General features: G+C 65.5%; 18 protein-coding genes. 4 read left to right on the forward strand and 14 right to left on the reverse strand.

The window, feature by feature from the left end; translation table 11 throughout:
• Positions 1-131 precede the first annotated feature (131 nt).
• Positions 132-677, reverse strand: coding sequence for a hypothetical protein (locus tag JWS13_RS05510; RefSeq protein ID WP_206004875.1), 546 nt, complete (start codon positions 675-677; stop codon positions 132-134).
• A 225-nt stretch (positions 678-902) separates the two neighbouring features.
• Between JWS13_RS05510 and JWS13_RS05515 the strand changes: the two genes are divergently transcribed.
• Both JWS13_RS05515 and JWS13_RS05520 read left to right on the forward strand, forming a co-directional pair.
• Complete coding sequence (locus JWS13_RS05515; RefSeq protein WP_241032110.1) at positions 903-1466, forward strand: hypothetical protein; 564 nt, start codon at positions 903-905, stop codon at positions 1464-1466.
• Between the two features lie 849 nt (positions 1467-2315).
• Positions 2316-3878: a PucR family transcriptional regulator gene (locus JWS13_RS05520; RefSeq protein WP_206004876.1), complete on the forward strand. Its 1563-nt coding sequence runs from the start codon at positions 2316-2318 to the stop codon at positions 3876-3878.
• A gap of 52 nt (positions 3879-3930) precedes the next feature.
• Here the strand turns inward: JWS13_RS05520 and JWS13_RS45950 are convergent, their stop codons facing one another.
• The 10 genes from JWS13_RS45950 to JWS13_RS05565 all read right to left on the reverse strand — a co-directional run bounded on the left by JWS13_RS45950 (position 3931) and on the right by JWS13_RS05565 (position 13238).
• Complete coding sequence (locus JWS13_RS45950) at positions 3931-4056, reverse strand: hypothetical protein (RefSeq protein ID WP_259375298.1); 126 nt, start codon at positions 4054-4056, stop codon at positions 3931-3933.
• 78 nt (positions 4057-4134) lie between these two features.
• On the reverse strand, positions 4135-4263 hold the full coding sequence (locus JWS13_RS45955; RefSeq protein ID WP_206004877.1) for a response regulator: 129 nt from the start codon (positions 4261-4263) through the stop codon (positions 4135-4137).
• A gap of 373 nt (positions 4264-4636) precedes the next feature.
• Positions 4637-6142: an aldehyde dehydrogenase gene (locus JWS13_RS05530; RefSeq protein ID WP_206004878.1), complete on the reverse strand. Its 1506-nt coding sequence runs from the start codon at positions 6140-6142 to the stop codon at positions 4637-4639.
• Between the two features lie 2 nt (positions 6143-6144).
• Positions 6145-6900 (reverse strand): gamma-glutamyl-gamma-aminobutyrate hydrolase family protein, encoded by a 756-nt coding sequence (locus JWS13_RS05535; protein ID WP_206004879.1) that lies wholly within the window; start codon positions 6898-6900, stop codon positions 6145-6147.
• Positions 6893-7600, reverse strand: a complete 708-nt coding sequence (locus JWS13_RS05540; RefSeq protein WP_206004880.1) for a substrate-binding periplasmic protein — start codon at positions 7598-7600, stop codon at positions 6893-6895. The genes JWS13_RS05535 and JWS13_RS05540 overlap by 8 nt, the downstream gene beginning before the upstream one ends.
• Positions 7597-8964 (reverse strand): glutamine synthetase family protein, encoded by a 1368-nt coding sequence (locus tag JWS13_RS05545; RefSeq protein WP_206004881.1) that lies wholly within the window; start codon positions 8962-8964, stop codon positions 7597-7599. The genes JWS13_RS05540 and JWS13_RS05545 overlap by 4 nt, the downstream gene beginning before the upstream one ends.
• Positions 8965-8999: 35 nt before the next feature.
• On the reverse strand, positions 9000-10268 hold the full coding sequence (locus JWS13_RS05550; protein WP_206004882.1) for an NAD(P)/FAD-dependent oxidoreductase: 1269 nt from the start codon (positions 10266-10268) through the stop codon (positions 9000-9002).
• 4 nt (positions 10269-10272) lie between these two features.
• The gene (locus JWS13_RS05555) at positions 10273-10464 is read right to left on the reverse strand and encodes a ferredoxin (protein ID WP_206004883.1); all 192 of its coding nucleotides are present in this window, start codon (positions 10462-10464) and stop codon (positions 10273-10275) included.
• Positions 10465-10507: 43 nt separating this feature from the next.
• Positions 10508-11707: a cytochrome P450 gene (locus JWS13_RS05560; protein WP_206004884.1), complete on the reverse strand. Its 1200-nt coding sequence runs from the start codon at positions 11705-11707 to the stop codon at positions 10508-10510.
• Positions 11697-13238, reverse strand: coding sequence for an APC family permease (locus tag JWS13_RS05565; RefSeq protein WP_206004885.1), 1542 nt, complete (start codon positions 13236-13238; stop codon positions 11697-11699). Before JWS13_RS05565 ends, JWS13_RS05560 begins: the two co-directional genes overlap by 11 nt.
• Positions 13239-13405: 167 nt before the next feature.
• Between JWS13_RS05565 and JWS13_RS05570 the strand changes: the two genes are divergently transcribed.
• On the forward strand, positions 13406-14158 hold the full coding sequence (locus JWS13_RS05570) for a FadR/GntR family transcriptional regulator (protein WP_206004886.1): 753 nt from the start codon (positions 13406-13408) through the stop codon (positions 14156-14158).
• Positions 14155-14895 carry a cache domain-containing protein gene (locus JWS13_RS05575; RefSeq protein WP_206004887.1) on the forward strand — a complete coding sequence of 247 codons (741 nt, stop codon included), beginning with the start codon at positions 14155-14157 and terminating at the stop codon, positions 14893-14895. The genes JWS13_RS05570 and JWS13_RS05575 overlap by 4 nt, the downstream gene beginning before the upstream one ends.
• A 185-nt stretch (positions 14896-15080) precedes the next feature.
• On the opposite strand, the gene JWS13_RS05580 is transcribed toward JWS13_RS05575, so the two are convergent.
• The 3 genes from JWS13_RS05580 to gabT all read right to left on the reverse strand — a co-directional run bounded on the left by JWS13_RS05580 (position 15081) and on the right by gabT (position 18804).
• On the reverse strand, positions 15081-15911 hold the full coding sequence (locus JWS13_RS05580; protein WP_338050651.1) for a gamma-glutamyl-gamma-aminobutyrate hydrolase family protein: 831 nt from the start codon (positions 15909-15911) through the stop codon (positions 15081-15083).
• Positions 15908-17374 (reverse strand): aldehyde dehydrogenase family protein, encoded by a 1467-nt coding sequence (locus JWS13_RS05585; RefSeq protein ID WP_206004889.1) that lies wholly within the window; start codon positions 17372-17374, stop codon positions 15908-15910. The genes JWS13_RS05580 and JWS13_RS05585 overlap by 4 nt, the downstream gene beginning before the upstream one ends.
• 71 nt (positions 17375-17445) lie before the next feature.
• A complete protein-coding gene (gene gabT, locus JWS13_RS05590) occupies positions 17446-18804 on the reverse strand; it encodes a 4-aminobutyrate--2-oxoglutarate transaminase (protein WP_206004890.1) in 1359 nt (452 codons plus the stop codon).
• Positions 18805-18963: the final 159 nt, after the last annotated feature.

An 18963-nucleotide genomic window follows, 5' to 3' on the forward strand; every position in this document is an offset into this window, starting at 1 on the left:
ACTCGGCGGCGACACCGGAATCGCCCTCGCCCCCGTCGGAGGCGGTCAATCGATCGTGGCCGGCACCTACAAACCGGGCCCGCGTGGTCGACGATCAAGGTTCCACTGGCCACCGCAGTACTCACCGCACCTCAGGAAGCGCACAAACTCACCTCCGCCGCACAGGCCATCACCGCATCCGACAACGCCGCTGCCGAACAACTCTGGGACTCGCTCGGTGCACCCCCGGTCGCCGCCACCCAGGTAAAGGCGGTGCTCCAATCATTCGGGGATACGGCCACCGTCGTCGAATCCCGCAAGACCCGTCCCGGGTACAGCGCCTTCGGGCAAACGGTGTGGCCACTCGCCGCGCAGACACAGTTCGCCTCATTTCTGCGTGCCACACCGAAGCCGCCCAAGTCCTCGGATACATGGACGACATCACCGGCGACTAGCGGTGGGGTCTGGGCACCCTGCTCAACACCTCCTTCAAAGGCGGCTGGGGACCGGACGAGCAGGACCGCTACCTCGCGCCAGTTCGGCATCATCAGCACCGGCAGCGGACAACTCGCCGCTGCCATCGCGGCGGAAGCGTCCTCGGGATCCTTCAACGACGCAGCAACGATGCTCACCCAGATCGCCCAGTGGATCAGCACCCGCGTCGCCACGGTGACATCAGGAGCCTCCTGCTGAACCATGCGCTGCCGCACCCAACATGCTCCGCGGTGCACACAGGCCTCCGTGCGTCGGAATCTCGCCTTTATCGTTGCGCGGTGCAACCCAGCACTTCGCTTGGCGGAAATCCCGCCGGAGCCGAACCTGCAACGCCGCCGAGAGAACCGCCGATAGACAAGGCAAGAACGGAATCGGCGCACCTCGGCGCCGCCTCCACAATCGCGATGATCGACTGAACGAGAACAACGATGAATTTCAAACACTTCTTTCTCGCGGCCGTGTCGATCAGCGCACTTGTCCTGACAGCGTGCGGCACCGAGGACACCTCACCCCAGACGCCCGCGCCATCGTCTCTTGCCTCGTCACCCGCCTCACCAACTCCACCGCAGGCGCCGTCGAGCGAGCCGGTGGCTGTGCCCGCACCGCCGCCAGTCACCTTCGAGTGCGGTGACCTGGCCGTCTACGAGTCCGGCACCGCCCTGTACTCGGACGGGACCGTGGGCTATGAAGCGGTATGTGATACCTACGTTCCCCCGGCCGAGCCAGTTCTGCAGTACTGCGATTACGGGGGCGTAGCGGTCTACACCGACGGATCCTCCTCTGCGACCGATCCGGCATGTGCCAGCGCGGCCGATCCCGGTAGCGGTGCGTCAGGCTATCCGTACGATCCCTCCCAGGACCGCAATGGTGATGGGGTCGTCAACGGATACGAACGATGCGGACTCGCCTGTGGGGAGGACCCGACAAGCGGCGAGATCCAAATGCAGTACGGGTGCGAACAGGGATACATTACCGGCCCCCAGTGCAATTGACCAGAACTCACAACTGGCTCCTCGCGGGCATCGGGCTACGGGTAGGCAACAACAGAGAAATACCCTCCACCATTTCTAGCGAAAGACTCTTCTGGTATTAATTTGTTAGTTGATGTAGTTCCCCCACGCTTCCAACAGCGGTCTCCACACCGGCTCCGTGACCGACCAGAACCAGTACCAGCCCGGAGTATCGTTGTAATAGAACATTATTATCCTCCAAACAGCGAGAACAGTTGGATGATGAAGTCACCGAAGATGTTCCAGGGCTCACAACCAGTTGCTCATAACGGATTCCACCAGTTGATGAATGCTTGCCATAGTGATCCCTGCCGAAAGCCAGTGTCCCCTATTCCGAATAAGATGTCAGGAAAGCGTCCAATCGCGACTACTCCTTAGAACTGATTGAACCACCGAGCAAACATGTTCCAGACATTGCTAGGGAAGTACAAATCCCCACCGCTGAAATTTTGGACCGCGCCCATCAACCGGCCGACCGGTGTCCGTGCTCCGGCCGACAATGCCCGACTGATTCGGTTGGGCTGGCGTGGTTCTCCCCCTGCTCGGCATATCAATAAGGTGGACTTCTTCGCAGGGGTGCCTGTCGGGACCAACGCGGGACGAACCGGTTTTCCGCGTGGATGACGCGCTCCGTCATCTGAGGAAAGTCAGATATAGTTAAACTATGTTGTCAATGTTTTAACGTGAGGCGGGCGACCTCACCGCACTACACGCTGCCGCGTTCTTCCACCACCCGACGGGGCGTTCGGTAGGCAGATCAGCCCCTAGAATCGCCGGGACGAATAGTTGCCTGACCGTGCTCGACGGGTAACCAGAGAGGAGAGTGACACCGTGTCGCTCACAGTGCGTCGACTGACCCAACACAGCGACCTGGGGTTGTCACTCGTGGCAGGCCGCGAGGGCGCCGATCGTGTGATCGATTGGGCACATCCCATCGAGCTCGCCGATCCGACGCCGTGGATCTCCGGTGGGGAGTTGGTCATGACGACCGGCCTGAAGATCGGCCCCACCGCCGAGGAGCAGTTCGACTACGTGGCCCGACTGGTCCAAGCCGGTACCGTCGCCCTGGCGTTCGACACCGGCACGACCTTCGAGCGGGTACCCGCTGGCGTCCTGTCCGCCGGCGACGCCTTCGGCCTGCCGATCCTCGCGGTACCGGCCTCGACACCGTTCATCGCCATCACACGAGTAGTGATCGACGAGTTGACCGCCGATCAACTCCGCGGCATTCAACGGGTGGTCGACCACCAGGAAAAGCTCGCCCGCGCCACGCTGCGCGGTGGCATACCCGCGGTCATCTCGATGCTCGGTCGGGTCCTGTCGTCGACCGTTGCCGTAATCGACTCCGACAGTCACGTCCTGGCCGTGCACGGAGCGGATTCGGTGCGGGTAATTCGTCACACCCGCGAGGTGGCCGGTACGGCGCTGTCGGCGCCGGGCCGGAGGCGTCCGACCAGCAAGGTCATCGCCGACGATCACGGATACTGCACGGTGCAAACCGTCTCGGCGGCACAGGATCTCCACGGCTACCTCGCTGTCAGCTCCGATGATCTCCTGTCTGCGTCCGACCGACTGCTCGTCGCCCATGCGGTGTCCTTGGTATCGATCGAATTGGGCAAGCCCGCCAAGGTCGTCGATACAGAACAGCGGCTCCGGGCGGCTGTGACCCGAGCTCTGCTCGATCTCGGCGGCGACCTCGATGTCAGCTTGCTCCGATACTTTGGATTCGACACAGACTCACAGGTGGTCGCGCTCGTACTGACCAACGTCGGCCCGCTGCTCGCTGCCGAACGGCAAATAGCCGCGGCACTGACCGGGCAGTCCACTCCGTACCTGATGGTGCCGACCGAGAACGATTTGATCGTGATCGTCCCGGAAGAACGCTCCCTGGAAGTGGGGCCGCACCTCCAGCATCAGGTAGGTGCGCAGCTGGAACGAGCACTGAGAGGAGGGAGGGGCCTGCCCACCCCAATCTTCACCGCCGCGTCGAGCGTGCGACAAGCGACCGCCGCGGCCCGCGCCGGGCGTCTGCAGATGGATCGGATCACCGACTTCGCCGAACTCGGCACCTTCTCCTTGCTCCTCGGCAGCCAGAGCCCCGCCGAACTGCGCGCGTTGGAACAGTCCATGCTCGCAACTGTGGACACCTACGATGCCGCACACCCGGCGTCGAGCAGTTTGGTGTCCACCCTCACTGCGTTCCTCGAGCACAACGGCCACACCGAGACCGCCGCGGCGGCGCTCGGAGTTCATCGCCACACCTTGCGCAATCGGCTCGTCAAAATCTCCGATCTGACCGGGCGAGAGCTCGACTCAGCGCACGTCCGGGCCGAACTGTGGATCGCCGTCCAAGCGCGCGAACTCCTCCGAACCATGGGAGAGGAAGGACGCTGACGCCGCTCCGGCATGTGTGAGGGGACGAACCGGTAACCCTTGCGGGCCTACGTCACAAGGTGCCGCGGGTGGTTCTGGCCTGCGCCAACGCCATCACCGGGACCAGTCCGGCGGTCGACGCGAGATTGGGGTCGTCGAACGTCGCCGCAGCGACGGGTCGGGTGTGAGGTAGTTGCATCTGCGAGATGCCCTCCGGGTGGTGTGAAGTGATCCCCAGACAAGGTCGATTCTCTCACCACGGCACGGCATTTCGTGTCTACGCCCCGCGATCATCCGTCACCAGATCGGTGTATCCAGGCTTAGTCATGTAGTCGTCGGCGCCGTGATCGAACGCGTCGACCATGGCGCCGACCTCGTCGTGGTCGTAGAGAACAACGACCGGCACCCGGGTCCGGGCTCGCAGTTGTTCGAGCTGGCCTAATGCGATTCGGTCGGTGGAGCTCGCTCCAGTCCGACAGGATGACATCGGGATGCAGGGAGGTCACGTCCCGGACAGCGTGGTCTCCCGGCACGGATGTCGCCAGATTGTGGCCATGGTGACCCAGTGCCTGGTGCAGGTATCGGAGAATCCGGATCTCGCGCCAATCGCGACGATGTTTGTCACGCGAATTCCGTTCGGTTGGAGCGGTTGCCGTGCATTTCACCACTTCGCAAACTGGCCTGGTGTGGGCTGCATGGTGCTGTGTCGGTGGGGAAGGTTTGGTAGTGGATGCACGCCGACGACACTGGCGGCGTGCATCCCCGGCCGGAACTCGGTTCTACAACTTCATCCAGGTGCTCTTGAGCGTGGTGTACTTGTCGAGCGCGTGAAGTGATTTGTCGTGGGCACCGAACCCCGACTGCTTGTATCCCCCGAACGGGACGGTGATGTCGCTGCCGTCGTAGTTGTTGACCCACACCGTTCCCGCACGCAGCGCGCGAGAGACGAGGTGCGCTTTCGACAGGCTGGTGGTCCAGACCGCCGCGGCGAGGCCGAATTGCGTACTGTTCGCGATCCGCACACCCTCGTCGATGTCGTCGAAGGTCAGGACGGAGAGCACCGGGCCGAACACTTCCTCGTTTGCGATCGTCATCTCCGGGGTGACGTTGTCGAAGATCGTGGGTTCCACGTAGTACCCGCCGGACTCGATCCGCGCCTGGGATCCACCGGTGAGGGTGGTCGCGCCCTCGTCGGTGGCTGTTGCAATGTATCCGAGGACGCGATGCAGGTGCTTCTCCTCCACCAGTGCGCCGACGGACGTCTGCGGGTCCAGGGGATCACCGACTGTCATCTTCGCGGCGGCTCGGAGCAGGTGCTCGATGAGTTCGTCCTTGCGGGACCGATGAACGACGAGCCGGGACCCGGCCGAGCAGACTTCCCCTTGGTTGAAGAAGATCCCACTCGCAATGGATACCGCGATGTTGTCGAGTCCGGTGGCGTCCTCGAGAACCAATTGGGCGCTCTTCCCGCCGAGTTCGAGGGAGACCTCTTTCAGGTTCGAATCGGCGGACGCACGCAGCAGGGTCCGCCCGACCGGACCGGACCCGGTGAAGGTGATCGCATCGACGTCAGGATGAAGGCCGAGCGCGGCCCCGGCTGTGGCCCCGAAACCGGGGACGACATTGAGAACGCCGTCGGGTAGGCCGGCCTCGGCGGCGAGTTCGGCGAGCCTGATCGCAGTGAGCGACGAGGCTTCGGCCGGTTTGAGGACAACGCTGTTGCCGACCGCGAGGGCGGGGGCGAGTTTCCAGGCCGCAAGCATGAGCGGGAAGTTCCACGGCACGATCGCGGCGACCACACCATAGGGCTCGCGGGTGATGGTCGCGAAGGTGGTGCTGTCGGTCGGGGCGACCTCGTCGTAGCGTTTGTCGATCGCCTCGGCGTAGAAGTCGAAGCACTGCACCGTGACCCGGATGTCGACGGCTCGGGCGTCGGCGACCGGCTTGCCCATGTCCAGCGACTCGAGCAGGGCGAGTTCGTCGCCGTGTTGCTCGATCAGCCGCGCGAGGGCCTGCAGCACCCGGCGGCGGTCACGGGGATGTTGCTTGGTCCAGCGGCCGTCTTCGAAGGCGCGACGCGCCGACCGGACGGCGCGGTCGATGTCCCCGCGGTCGCCTTCGGCGATGGTGGTCAGGACCTGGCCGTCGCGGGGTGAGGTGCAGTCGAAGCGCCTGCCGGCGAGGGCGGGCACGAATGTGCCGTCGATGAAGGCATCGGTTCGCAGAGTCAGGCTCCGGGCCGTCTCGAGCAGGCGGTCCACCTCGGTGGGCACGGTGGTGGTCATGGTCAGTTCTCCTTCGTTCGGACGAGGGCGCGGCCGAGTTCGTCGCGTCGTGCCCGGGCGATTCGAGCGCGCTCGACCGTGGTGTCGAACAGTGCTTGCTGGTGTGGTGCGGTGTCGGCGTTGTCTTCGGGGTGCCACTGCACGCCGAGCATCGGGGCACTTTCATGCTCGAGCACCTCGATGCAGCCGTCCTCGGCGCGGCCCACGACCTGCAGCCCGGCACCGAGCCGGTCCACGGCCTGGTGGTGATAGGAGGAGACCTCGACGACGTGGCTGCCCATCGCTTGTGCGACCGCCGAGCCCGATTCCATCCAGACCTGGTGCATGCATTCGCGATGCCAGATGTGGCTGTCGGGTAGGTGCTGGACCAGGGTGCCGCCGAGCGCCACGTTGACCACTTGCATGCCGCGGCAGATCGCGAGGAAGGGCAGTTCGAGCTCGATCACCGCCCGCGCGGTGGTCAGGTCGAACTCGTCCTGCACCGGATCCGATGCCTCCGTGCGGGGGTCACGTTCGGCGCCGTAGGTGGCGGGGTCGAGGTCGGCGCCGCCGGGCAGGACGACGCCGTCGAAGATCGTCAGGCGGTGGGTGATGGCGCGCCCCGGGGGCACGATGACCGGGTCGCCCCCTGCCCGGACGATCGCCTCGAGGATCTTGTCTGCGGCGACCGTTCCGGAGCGTCGCAGACCGGCAATGGAGGCCGAGCGAATGCCGGGGACGGCAATCAGCGGCCGGGCATGGCCGTTGGCCTCACTCATCGGCGGTGAGCGGGAAGGGCAGGTCCGACATCCACCGCTTCCACTCGACCTCGAGCGATCCGTCGGCGACGACCTTGTTCAGGGCCGCGTCGAGGTCGGTCCGGAGCGCGTCGTTGCCCTTGGCTACCGAGACACCCCACCGGTTGCGGGTGGCGACGGTGAACGCGACCGACAGATCGGCCTGCTCCCCGAGCGGTACGAGGGCGACATCGTCGTCGACGACAGCGTCGACCTCGCCGTTGCGGAGGGCCTGGACCATGTCCCCGAGCACGTCGTCGGTGGCGCCGTCGAAGGGCACGGTGGTGACGTCGGGGAAGGTTTCGGCGAGGGCCAGGTTGGTGCTGCCGGCGATCGCCCCGACTCGCTTTCCGGCCAGGTCGCTTTCGGAGCCGATGCCGCTGTCGGCGAGAACGAGTACCGATTCGTCGAAGATGGCGTAGGGGCGGGTGAAGTCGACCAACTCCGCCCGAGTGGGGGTGATGCCCTGGCCGCACCAGATGCCGTCGCCCCGACCCTCCTGCAGGGCGGGCACCATGTCACTCCAGGAGGTGACGACCCACCGGATGGTCTTACCGAGCACTCCTGCGACGAGTTCAGCGGCTGAGGGCTCGTAACCGGTGCGGGTGCCGTCGGGGGCCGCCTTGTCGAACAGCGGCGGCGCGGGCAGGTCGACGCAAATCAGTTTCAGTTCGTTGCTCACAGGAACTCCAGGTACATATCGCGGTCGAAGTCGGTCACGGCGCCGCACGCGCGGGCCCATTCGTCGAATTTCAGAGCCGAGTACTGATCGGCCAGTTCGGGGTCGAGACTGCCTCGAATCACCGGGCTGTCATTGAACGCCTTCACCGCATCACCGAGGGTGAGCGGCAACGTTTCGTAGGTCTCGTCACCGTAGCTACTGCCGATCTGGGGGTCTCCCGGATCGGTGGCGTTGTCGAGGCCGTCCTTGATGGCGGCCAGCAGCACGGTGTGGGAGAGGTAGGGATTGACGCTGGCGTCGGGGATCTTGTATTCGAGCCGGCCGACGGCGGAGAGCCGAACGGTGCAGGTCTTGTTGTCCATGCCCCAGTTCACGGCGGTGGGGGCGAACTGGCCACCGTCCCAGAATCTCTTGTAGGAGTTCACCGTCGAAGCCATGATCGCTATCGATCCGGAGGCGTGGGCGAGCATGCCGCCGAGGGCGTGCTGGCCGATCTTGCTCAGGTGCAGTTCGCGGCGGCCCAGCTCTTCGAGGACGTTCTCGTCGCCGTTCCACAGGCTGACGTTGTGGTGGCAGCCGTTGCCCATCGACCCGGTCGCGGGTTTGGGCATGAAGCTGGCAATGACGCCGTGTTCCTTGGCGACCTGGTGGCAGATCTGCCGGTACGTGATCAGCCGGTCCGCGGTGTCGGTGCAGCGGTCGAATTGCCAGTTCAGTTCGAGCTGCCCGGGATCTTCGTAGTCTCCCTCGATCATGTCGAACCCGAGGGCATGGGCGTAGGTCATGATGCTCTGGTAGATCGGGCGCATCAGTTCGAGGTTCGCGGTCTGATAGGCGGCGCTGCCGCCCGCGCGGACCTTGACCTCGACACTTTCGCCGAGCCAGGTCATTTCCGGTTCGCAGCCGCTCTTGAGGACCAGACCGGTGTCGGCGGTGAACTGGTTGTGCGCCCGGATGAGGGTGCTGCGGGTGTCGGTGGCGAGGTAGTTGCCACCGATCTCGGGGATGTGGTCGGGTTCGTAGGTGGTGCAGAAGAACCGCGCGACAGTGGTGTCCCAGGGAAGCACCGCGAAGGTGTCCAGATCGGGGATCGCGGTGAACTCGGCCGCGTCGACACCGCCACCGAGCAGTTGTCCGGTGCGGTCGGTGTGCAGGTCGACCATGGCGGTGCGGTGGAACTGTACGCCCTTGACGAGGTTGCGGCGAAGGTGCCGGGCGGGGACGACCTTGGCGACGGTTCGGCCGGTGAGCGTCACGACCTGGTAGTAGATGTATTCGACACCGGCAGAAGCGATCTGCTTCTCGATGTCTGCGATGCGGGCATCCGAAGAATTGAGTTCTCGGTGCTGATCCAATGGCGTCATCGGATGTCTCCTTGTGGTGTGGGTAGATCGCGGGGTCAGGATGTGAGGACTGCGGCGCGGGAGGTTTCGACGGCCTCGCGGTAGTTGCGGGCGGTGACCGGCGAGGGCGAGAGCATGACCACTCCGACCAGTCGGCTTCCCTGGTAGTAGCCGACCACGGTGCCGTCCAGCGCGGACGGATCCTGATCGACCGGCGCCGACAGGTCCCCCTCGAGCACCGAGATGTGGTCGGCGTCGCCGGGTGAGCCGTACCCCTGCAGCCGGAGCCCGAACTGGTCGCTCCAGAACGAGGGCAGTGGGGAGAAGGGGACGTCCGGGCACGGTTCGTCGCTCAGATGTGCGATGAGCGTGGCTGCGGCGCGTTTGGCGGTGTCGGTGGGGATGCACCAGTGTTCGATGCGGCGCGGGATGTTCCCGGTGGCGGGGTCGGGGAACCGGGCGATATCGCCGACCGCGACGACTTCGGGGCGGGATTCGACGCGCATGTGGTTGTCGCAGAGAACACCGTTGCCGAGGTCTAGGCCGTTACCGTCGAGCCACTCGACGTTCGGGTGCGAGCCGACCGATTCGACCAGTACGTCGGCGCCGAGTCGGGTGCCGTCGGTCAGGATCACCGCGGACAGTCGGCTGGTGTCCTCGGCGGCGGCCACCACTGCTTCGACGGATAGCCCGGTGTGAATGTGCACGCCGGACGCTTCGTGCACGCGTCGCAGTGCGTTGCCGAATTCCTCCCCGAGGGGGCGGATCATCGGGACGGCCATCGGCTCGACGATGTGGACCTCGCACCCGAGTTTGCGGGCGGTCGCTGCGGTCTCGCAGCCGATGAATCCTCCGCCGACGACGATCACCCGGGTTCCCGGGTGCAGCTCGGCGCGCAGTCCGATGGCGTCGTCGAGGGTGCGGATCACGTGGCGCCCGGACTGTGGGCCGGGCAGGTCCAGACGCCGGGGGCGCAGGCCGGTGGCGACGACCAATCCGTCGTAGTTCAGCACCTCGCCGTCGGCGAGGGTGACGGTCTTGGCCCCGAGATCGCTGGAGACGGCCGGGGATCCGAGTCGCCAGCGAACGTCGGCGATGCTTTTGCGCTGCCGGAAGGCAACCGAGGAATGCCAGTGGTCGAGGGTGGAGTTCTGGTCGTCGCGTTCGGCGGCGAGCACGTCCTTCGACAGGGGCGGGCGGTTGTACGGCATATGCTTTTCGTCGCCGACGATGGTGACGACTCCGTCGAACTTGTTGGCGATCAGCTGTTCGGCTGCGCGCAGACCGCCCATCGATCCACCGACGATGACCACGTGCGAAGGCATCGGGTCAGCTCTCGTCGAGGAAGATCGCTTGCACGGGGCAGACGTCGGCGGCCTCTTCCACCTCGTCGCGCTGGGAGTCCTCGGGGTGCTTGTCGTACACAAGCTTCCCGTCGTCGCCCATCTGGAAGACCTTGGGCGCGGCGATGGCGCACTGCCCGTGGTCCTGGCACATTCCGTAGTCGACGCGAACGTCCATTTCTTTACCTCTCTTACCGAAAACGAAGTGATGGTGGTGCGTGTCAACCGCGCTCGAACGCGATCGGCAGGAAGATCGGGCCGGTGTTGCCGCTGAGCGGCAGCCAGGTGGCGATACCGTCGATGGTCGGATTCTTCAGCCGCTGGGCGAGCAGGGGCAGTGCCTCGCTCATGTCGGAGCGGGCGACGAAGTGTCCGAGACAGTGGTGTGCGCCGCCACCGAAACCGAAGTGCGGCACCCGCTGAGCGGTCAGATCGAAGGGCTCGCCCTCGATCACTCGCGGGTCGGTACCGGCGGATTCGGACAACAGATGGATGGTGGTGCCGGCCTTGATCTCGAGCCCTTGGTACTCGAAGTCCTCGAGCGCCTCGCGGGTCACCCAGGTGACGGTCGGGTTGACGCGCATAACCTCTTCGACCGCCGCCTTGCCCAGCTCTGGGCGTTCGGCGAGCAGCTTCCACTGGTCGGGGTACTTCATGAACGTTTGCAAAGCGAGGCCCAGCTGGTTGCGGGTGGTGTCCATCCCGCCGAAAATCAGCAGGACCAGCGACACACGCAGCTCGTCGTGGCTGAGGTGTTCGCCGTCCCGTTCGGCCAGTACGAGCCGGCTGACGAAGTCGTCGCCCGGGTTCTTGCGGCGGTCGGCGATCAGTTCGTCGGCATAGGCGTATAGGCCTTCGAGCGCGGCCTCGACCTTGGCGAGGTCCTGCTTGAGCGTGACTCCCAGGGCCAGGCCGATGTCGTTGGACCAGGCGGCGATCTTCTTCCATTCGCTCTCGGGGATGCCGAGCATGATCGCGATGACGCGGGCCGCGTAGGGTTCGGCGAACTCGGAGGCGAAATCGCATCGGCCGCGGTCGTGGAACTCGTCGATCAGCTCGTTCGCGAGCGACTGGAACCTGGGAACCAGGCCGCCGATGAGCTTCGGGGAGAACGCGGGGTTCATCAGTCGGCGCAGGCGATGGTGGTCGTCGCCCTCGAGGTTGAGCAGCGCGCTCGACCACCAGTGTGCGAACGGGCCTTCGTTGACTCCGTTGTGCGCCGGCCAGGCCCAGCTGCCCTGCCGCAGGCGCCTGTCCTTCATCAGCTTGCTGACCTCGTCATACCGCAGGACGGCGAGTCCGTAGCTGGTGTGGGCGAACCAGCTGGCCTCACGCGCCTGGCGGACGGCATCGGACTGGACCGAGAAGGTGGGGTCCGCCAGGTTGAGAAACGGTGCGTCGGTCAGTTGATCAGTGGGCATCGGTGGCTCCTGCGGGTTCGGGCTGAGGGTCGGGAGAAGTCGAGTGGGTGAGGCTGGGACGCTTGGGGATCGCGTCGCCGAAGGGCGCGGTTCCGTTGCTGTGGGAGCGGGCGAGGGCCATGTAGAGCAGGCCGGAGCCGATGACCGCGGCGCACAGCAGGGCGACGACGTAGTTGTCGTACCAGGGAGCGTCGGGTGTGCGTGGCCAGCTGATGTTGACGATGGCGGCGACGCCGTAGACGAGTGCGCCGACGTTGACCGGCATGGCCCACTTGCCGAGCTGGTACTTGCCGTTCGGGGTCCAGCCCTTGACGCGGGCACGCAGCGCGGCGAAGACCACCATTTGGAAGGCGATATAGATGCCGATGGCGCCGAAGCTGATCAGCTTGGTCAGGGCGTCGGTGGACACCGCCGACCCGATGATCAGGATGCCGGGGACGACTGCGGCGAACAGCAGCGCGTAGGGAGGGACGGCGCGGCGGTGATCGAACTTCGACCAGAGCCTGCTGCCGACGATCATTCCGTCGCGGGCGTAGGAGTAGATCAGTCGGCTCGCCGCCGCCTGCAGGCTCAGTGCGCAGGAGACGAACGAGATCAGCACGACGACAATCACGATCTTAGAGCCCACCGGACCGAACGCGTCGCTGAGGATTGTCGCGACCGGATCCGCGTCCTCGCCGCTGATGACGGCGCCGAAGTCGACCACGGACAGGATCAGGCTCAGGCACACGAAGGTCGCCGCGGCGCCGCCGATGTAGATGGTGCGGCGCATGGACTTCGGGATTTGCAGGCCGGGGTTCTCGACTTCCTCGGCGACGTCGCCGCAGGCCTCGAAACCGTAGTACTGAAAGACGCCGATCAGGCTGGCGGCGAGGAACGCATACAGGAAGCTGTGCGATCCTTGCGCCCCGAAACTGTCGAAGAGGACTCCCAGTCCGTGGTGGCGCTCGGTGAACAACAACCAGATTCCGACAACGAGCGCGCCGAGAAGCTCAGCCCCGAATCCGAAGATAGCGGCGTAGCCCAGGACCTTGGTACCACCGAAATTGATGACGGTTGCCAGAATCAGCACTGCGAGGGCACACGTGATGGTCGTGGTCACCGAGGGCGTAAAACCGACCACGGTGGCAACGAACGGACCCGCGCCGTAGGCGACGCCGGCGATCGTGGCGAGCAGGGCGAACAGGTAGACCCAGCCCGTCATCCACGCCCACTTTCGGCCCCACAGGCGGCGCGCCCAGGGGTAGACACCGCCGGCTACCGGGAATTGTGCGACGACCTCGCTGAAGACCAGGGCCACCAGGAATTGGCCGATACCGGCGATCAGCAGGCTCCAGATCATCGGCGGTCCGGCAGCGACCAGCGCGATCGCGAAGACGGTGTAGATGCCGACCACCGGGGACAGATAGGTGAAGCCGAGGGAAAAATTCGCCCACAGGCTCATATCTCGTTTGAACTCGGATTCGAAGCCGAGGGCGGCAAGTTGGGCGTCGTCGTCGGAAATGGCGTCGTCAGGACGCAGGGGAGGCATTTGGGACACGGGACTCGTTCTTTCGTCGGGGGTACCGCGGGGCCGTGAGGGGGTGAACGGTTTTGTGGGGCCGGTCACATCGATGTCTTAAACATATACAGTAATAGTTCATATTTCAAGACATCGGCGTTACGATCTTGTTAGCTCGACGACCTCAGGGGGTACCGGTGCCGATCGACCAGCTCGGAGGCTTGACCGCGCTCGGCGCTGTCCTCTCCCCGCTCGATGGCGGCGGCCCCCGCACGGATGCGGTCGTCCAGCGCATCTCCGCCGCTATCGGGCTCGGCGTGATGGTCGACGGCGAGCAGCTGCCGCCCGAATTGGACCTCGCCAGCCAACTCGGCGTCTCCACGGTGACCCTGCGCGAGGCGCTGGCGGTGCTCCGCAACGAGGGGCTCGTGTACACCAAGCGCGGACGCGGCGGGGGCAGCTTCGTCAAGGCATCGGCCGACGTCGTCCAGAGCAACTCGCTGACCAGGCTGCAGCAGCTGAGTGTGGAGGAACTGCGGGACATCGGTGACGAACACTTCGCGGTCTCCGGCGCAGCCGCCGCCCTGGCGGCCCGTCGGAGCCTGACCACCGACGTGGCCCGGTTGCGGGGTCTGGTGACCCGAATGCGGGAAACTGCCGAACCGTTCCAGTGCCGGCGCGCCGACAGCCGCTTCCACATCGAGGTCGCGGTGAGCTCGCAGTCGTCGCGATTGACCCGGACCGAGGTCAGCCTGCAAGCTGAGTTGTCGGCAATGATCTGGCTTCCGCAGGTTGCAGTCGACCCGGCCGCGGAAGCCGATTCCCACCATGCTCTGGTGGATGCGATCGAAGCCGAGAATCCGGATCTGGCACGGGAACTGGCAGAATTCCACAGCACCACCCACCTTCGCAGCCTGATCAAACTACGTATGGAGCTGAGGAACGAATGAGTCCCGTCGATGACTCTCGGCTGCAGGCAGCGGTCGACTCGGTCGGGGAAGCGACGACGGACCTCGTCGAGGTCATCTACACTTCCCTCGTCGCGATCGGCGACGCATTGATCGAGCTGTGGACCAGGCTGCAGGCCGACGGAACGTCACCCCGATCGTCGGATCTCGAGTCGCTCAAGAGCACCGTGGTCGGCGAACTCGACGCCCGGGGCCCGCTGTTCAACGGCGCGGGCGTGGTCATGGCCGTTGGCAGCCTCGCCGATCGGCGACGATATCTCGAATGGTGGCGCGCCGACGGGGGCGGCCGCCCCGTTTCACAGCGGCTGGTTCTCGACCTCAATCCGCGCAGTGAGTACTACTACGACTACTCCGACATGGAATGGTTCACCATTCCCCGCGATCGGAACGAGAAGTGGGTCTACGGACCATATCTCGACTACACCGGCGTCGACCTGTATGTGTGCACCTTCGCGGTTCCGATCAGGCTCAGCGATGGAACATTCCTGGGTGTCGCCGGCGCCGACGTGCCCGTGGCCAGCATCGAATCAAGGCTGTGGCCGCAGTTCCGCCGCGCGGAATCCGGTCTGGTCCTCGTCAATGCCGACGGTCGGGTCATCGTAGGTAACGATCCGGAGTACATCACTGGTTCGAAGGTCGCTTCCGTGGCCCGTTCCGGCGCAGCGGTGCCGGTGCGGGCCACTCCGTGGTCGCTGGTACCGCTTCACTCGGCGGACTAGACCCGACACGAGGTGGTCGACTTGCCGCGGCCACGGACATCGATCGCCGTCATCCTGCACTCGGACCATGGCGGCGAAATCATTGGCCACCCGATTCTTCGGACCGGGTGTAGACGACGTGAGGCCGGGCGCGCTGATCGAGCGTCGCCCGGCCTCAACCAGGGATCCAGTTGTGCTGGAGTTCCTTACACCGCGGGTGTGGTTCGGCTTCCGCATTTCGCCGCGGCATGCGCCGTTGAATGCTCGACGAACGAGCGGAACAAAGCCTCTCGATCCTCAGCCGACCCATCCGTGTCTTCCGGATGCCACTGCACACCCACGATCCATTTGCTTTCGTGTTCCACTGCCTCGACCACACCGTCTACACCACGGGCCACCACCCGTAAGCCCGCACCGACCTCGTTGACTGCCTGGTGATGTCCGTTGCGGACGATCATTCGCGATCGTGACAGGATCCGCGCAAGGCGCGAGTCTTCGGCAAGGATGACCGTGTCGTCGAGAAACATCGGCTCGCCGTCACGGCCCCGGTGGATGTTGTGTTCCCCCAGGTCCGGGATCAGCGTTCCACCACACGCGAGATTGATCATCTGCGAGCCGCGGCAAATGCCGAGTATCGGCACCTCGAGCCCGAGCCCGGCGTCGATCGCCGCGAGAGTGCGTTCGTCGGTCCCGCGGTCGACGCCGTAGAGATTGCCGACGAAACCGGTATGCCCATACAGGGTGGGATCGACATCTCCCCCGCCGAGCAGCATCACTCCGCCGGCCTCCTCGTCGATGGAGAAGGGCGCATCACGGGAGATGTCGATGACGTCGACCCGAGCCCCCAGCTCGACCAACATGGTCAGCGCGGATCTGGTGAAACGTACGACGAGTGAGCGAGTCTCGGTCGTCAGACCAGGAAAGTTCAGGGGCACCACGACGGTGATCAGTGGGCCGCATCCGTGCCCCGCACCTTCGGGGAGAACGTCGCCGAGAGTGATCGGGTCAATGCTCGGGCCAGTGGACATCGGGCTCATATCCGGGCCTGCCCGCCCCGTAGGTACACCGTGGTGGTGTGGGTGAAGAATTCTCGCGCCGAGCGACCCTGTTCCTTCGGTCCGTATCCGCTCTTCTTCGCACCTCCGAACGGCACGTGCGGGTCGGCACCGGCGGATTCGGAGTTGATGTGCAAGATGCCGACGTCCAGGTCGTCGATGGCGTCCAGGGTGCGCGTGAGGTCCTGGGTGAAGACGGCGGCAGAGAGCCCGAACTCGCTGTCGTTCACCAGGGCGAAGGCCTCGTCGACGCTGCCAGCTCGCCGGACCGCCAATACCGGACCGAACAGCTCATCACGCCAGAGGTCGGGCGAGGGCGAGGGCAGCTCGAGGATGGTCGGGGGAACGAAATACCCTGCCGTCAAGGCGCCCTCGGAGTAGTCGTGGCCACCGGCGATGCGCTGCGCCCCTTGTTCGAAGGCACGATCGATCCCCGCCCGGATCGAGGAGCGGGCGGCCGCGTCGACCACCGGCCCCATCTCGATGCCGTCGTGAACGGGGTTGCCGACATTCAGTGCGTCGGCGCGCTTGCCGAGTTCGGCGAGGAAGTCCTCGGCGATGTCGTCGGTGACGATCAGCCGGGACGTCGCGGTGCACTTCTGCCCCGTCGAACGGAAGGCCCCCAACATCACCTGCTCGGCGGCCAGCTCGAGATCGGCGTCACCGAGGACGACGGCGGCGTTCTTGCCGCCCATCTCGGCCTGCACCGGGACACCGCGGGCGGCGCCGGCCGCGGCGATCCTGCGGCCGACACCGGTGGAACCGGTGAACGTGACCGCGTCGATGCCGGGATGCTCGACGATGCCGTTGCCGACAGCGCCGTTCCCGATCACCAGATTCAGTACACCGTCCGGCAGGCCCGCGTCGGTGAGTGCCTGGGCCAGGCGCATCGCCAGGAGAGGCACGGTGCTGGTCGGCTTCCAGACCACCGTGTTGCCGTAGGTCAGGGCCGGGGCAATCTTCCATGCCGGGATGGCGATCGGGAAGTTGAACGGGGTGATCACCCCCACCACGCCGAGCGGTTTGCGGGTGACCATGATGCGTTCCCCGCGGCGCGGGGAGGAAAAGACCTCACCCGCGTCGCGGTCCGCGTCGTTGCCGTAATAGCGCAGGATCTGGGCCGCGCGCAGGACTTCACCGATGCCTTCGGGCTTGGTCTTGCCTTCTTCCCGGGCGAGTTCGGTGCCCCAGTCCTGGGCCGCGTTCTCCACGACCGCCGCCGCACGCACGAGGATCGCGCCCCGCTCGTGTGCGGGGGTGCGGGCCCATTCCCGCTTGGCCCGTTGGGCTGACGCGACCGCCCCGTCGAGTGCGGCGGTGTCAGCCAGTCGTCCCTGGGCGACGACGACGCCCGGCTCGGCCGGGCTGGTGCTGACGAGGATGTCGCCGGCCCCGTCGAGCCATTGTCCGTCGACGAGATGGTGCAGTTGCGCGGGTGTAGTCATGTCGGGTTCACCTCAGGGTGCGGGTTGGGTGGCGAGAGTGGGCAGATCGGTCAGCGGACCATGTGCCGGGTTTACAGGGCCCCGACGGCGTCCCGGAGCACGGAGAAACCTTCGATGAGGAGTTCGTCCGAGATCGACAGCGGGGGCAGGAATCGCAGGACGTTGCCGAAGGTGCCGGCGGTCAACGTGAGCAGACCGTGGGCGAGGCAGTACCGGTTGATCGCGGCGACGGCCTCACGGTTGGGAGTCTTGGTGCCGGGCTGGACGAGCTCGATCGCCACCATGGCGCCGCGGCCGCGGATGTCTCCGATGATGTCGGTCTGGGCGGCGATATCGCGCAGTTCGCGGAACATGAGGTCGCCGATGACCTGTGCCCGCGCGAGCAGGTGGTCTTCCTCGATGGTGTCGAAGACTCCGAGAGCCGCCTCGCAGGCGGCGGGATTGCCGCTGTAGGTGCCGCCGATCCCGCCGGCGTGCGCGGTGTCCATGATCTCCGCACGGCCGGTGACGGCCGCGAGCGGCATCCCGCCGGCCAACCCCTTGGCGGTCACGATCAGGTCCGGGACGACGCCCTCGTGCTCGGAGGCGAACCAGGTACCGGTGCGCGCGATGCCGGCCTGCACCTCGTCGGCGACGAACACGATTCCGCGGTCCCGGCAGAAGTCCGCGATGCGGCGCAGGAAGCCCTCGGCCGGGACGATGAACCCACCCTCCCCCTGAATCGGCTCCACCACGACGCAGGCCACCGCGTCGGCGCCGATCTGCGAGTCCACCAGCATCTCGAACTGGGCGAACGCCTCGTCCGCCGCATTCTCGGCGCCGCTCGGCCACCGGTACGGGTATGCCATCGGCGCCCGGTACACCTCGGGGGCGAACGGACCGAACGTGCTCTTGTACGGCTGGTTCTTCGCCGTCATGGTCATCGTCATCAACGTGCGTCCATGGAAGGCGTGGTCGAAAGTGACCACGGCGGGCCGGCCGGTGGCCGCCCGCGCGTACTTCACGGCGTTCTCCACCGCCTCGCTGCCGGTATTGAACAATGCCGTCCGCTTCTCGTGATCGCCCGGGGTGAGCCGGTTGAGCGCCTCGGCGACCTCGATGTACGGCTCGTACGGGGTCGCGAGGAAACACGTGTGCGTGTACTTCGCCAACTGGCGGGACGCGCGCTCGACCACCCGTGGAGCCGCGTTACCGACCGTGGTGACCGCGATACCGCTGCCGAAATCGATGAACGAATTACCGTCGACGTCGACCAGCACGCCGCCGCCCGCGGCCGCGGTGTAGATACCCGCACCGCTGGTCAACCCCGCCGGCAGAGCGGAGGATCGGCGGGCAGCGAGTTCCTGGGACCGGGGTCCCGGTACCTCGGTGACGATGCGGCGTACCTGCTCGAGCTGCGGTCCGCCAACGGGTGTGTGCACAGCAGTCATGTCGTGTCCTCCAGTCGGTTTACCGAGACTGTAGGAGCGAGGCCTCATCGACAGATATGGCCGAGTCGTATAACTACAAGTCTACTCATGGCCCAATTGGCTAATCCCCATTTCGGCGTATCGCCCGCACACTTGCTGCACCGAGACTTGGAAGGAAAC

Source organism: Rhodococcus pseudokoreensis, assembly GCF_017068395.1.
Taxonomy (GTDB): domain Bacteria; phylum Actinomycetota; class Actinomycetes; order Mycobacteriales; family Mycobacteriaceae; genus Rhodococcus_F; species Rhodococcus_F pseudokoreensis.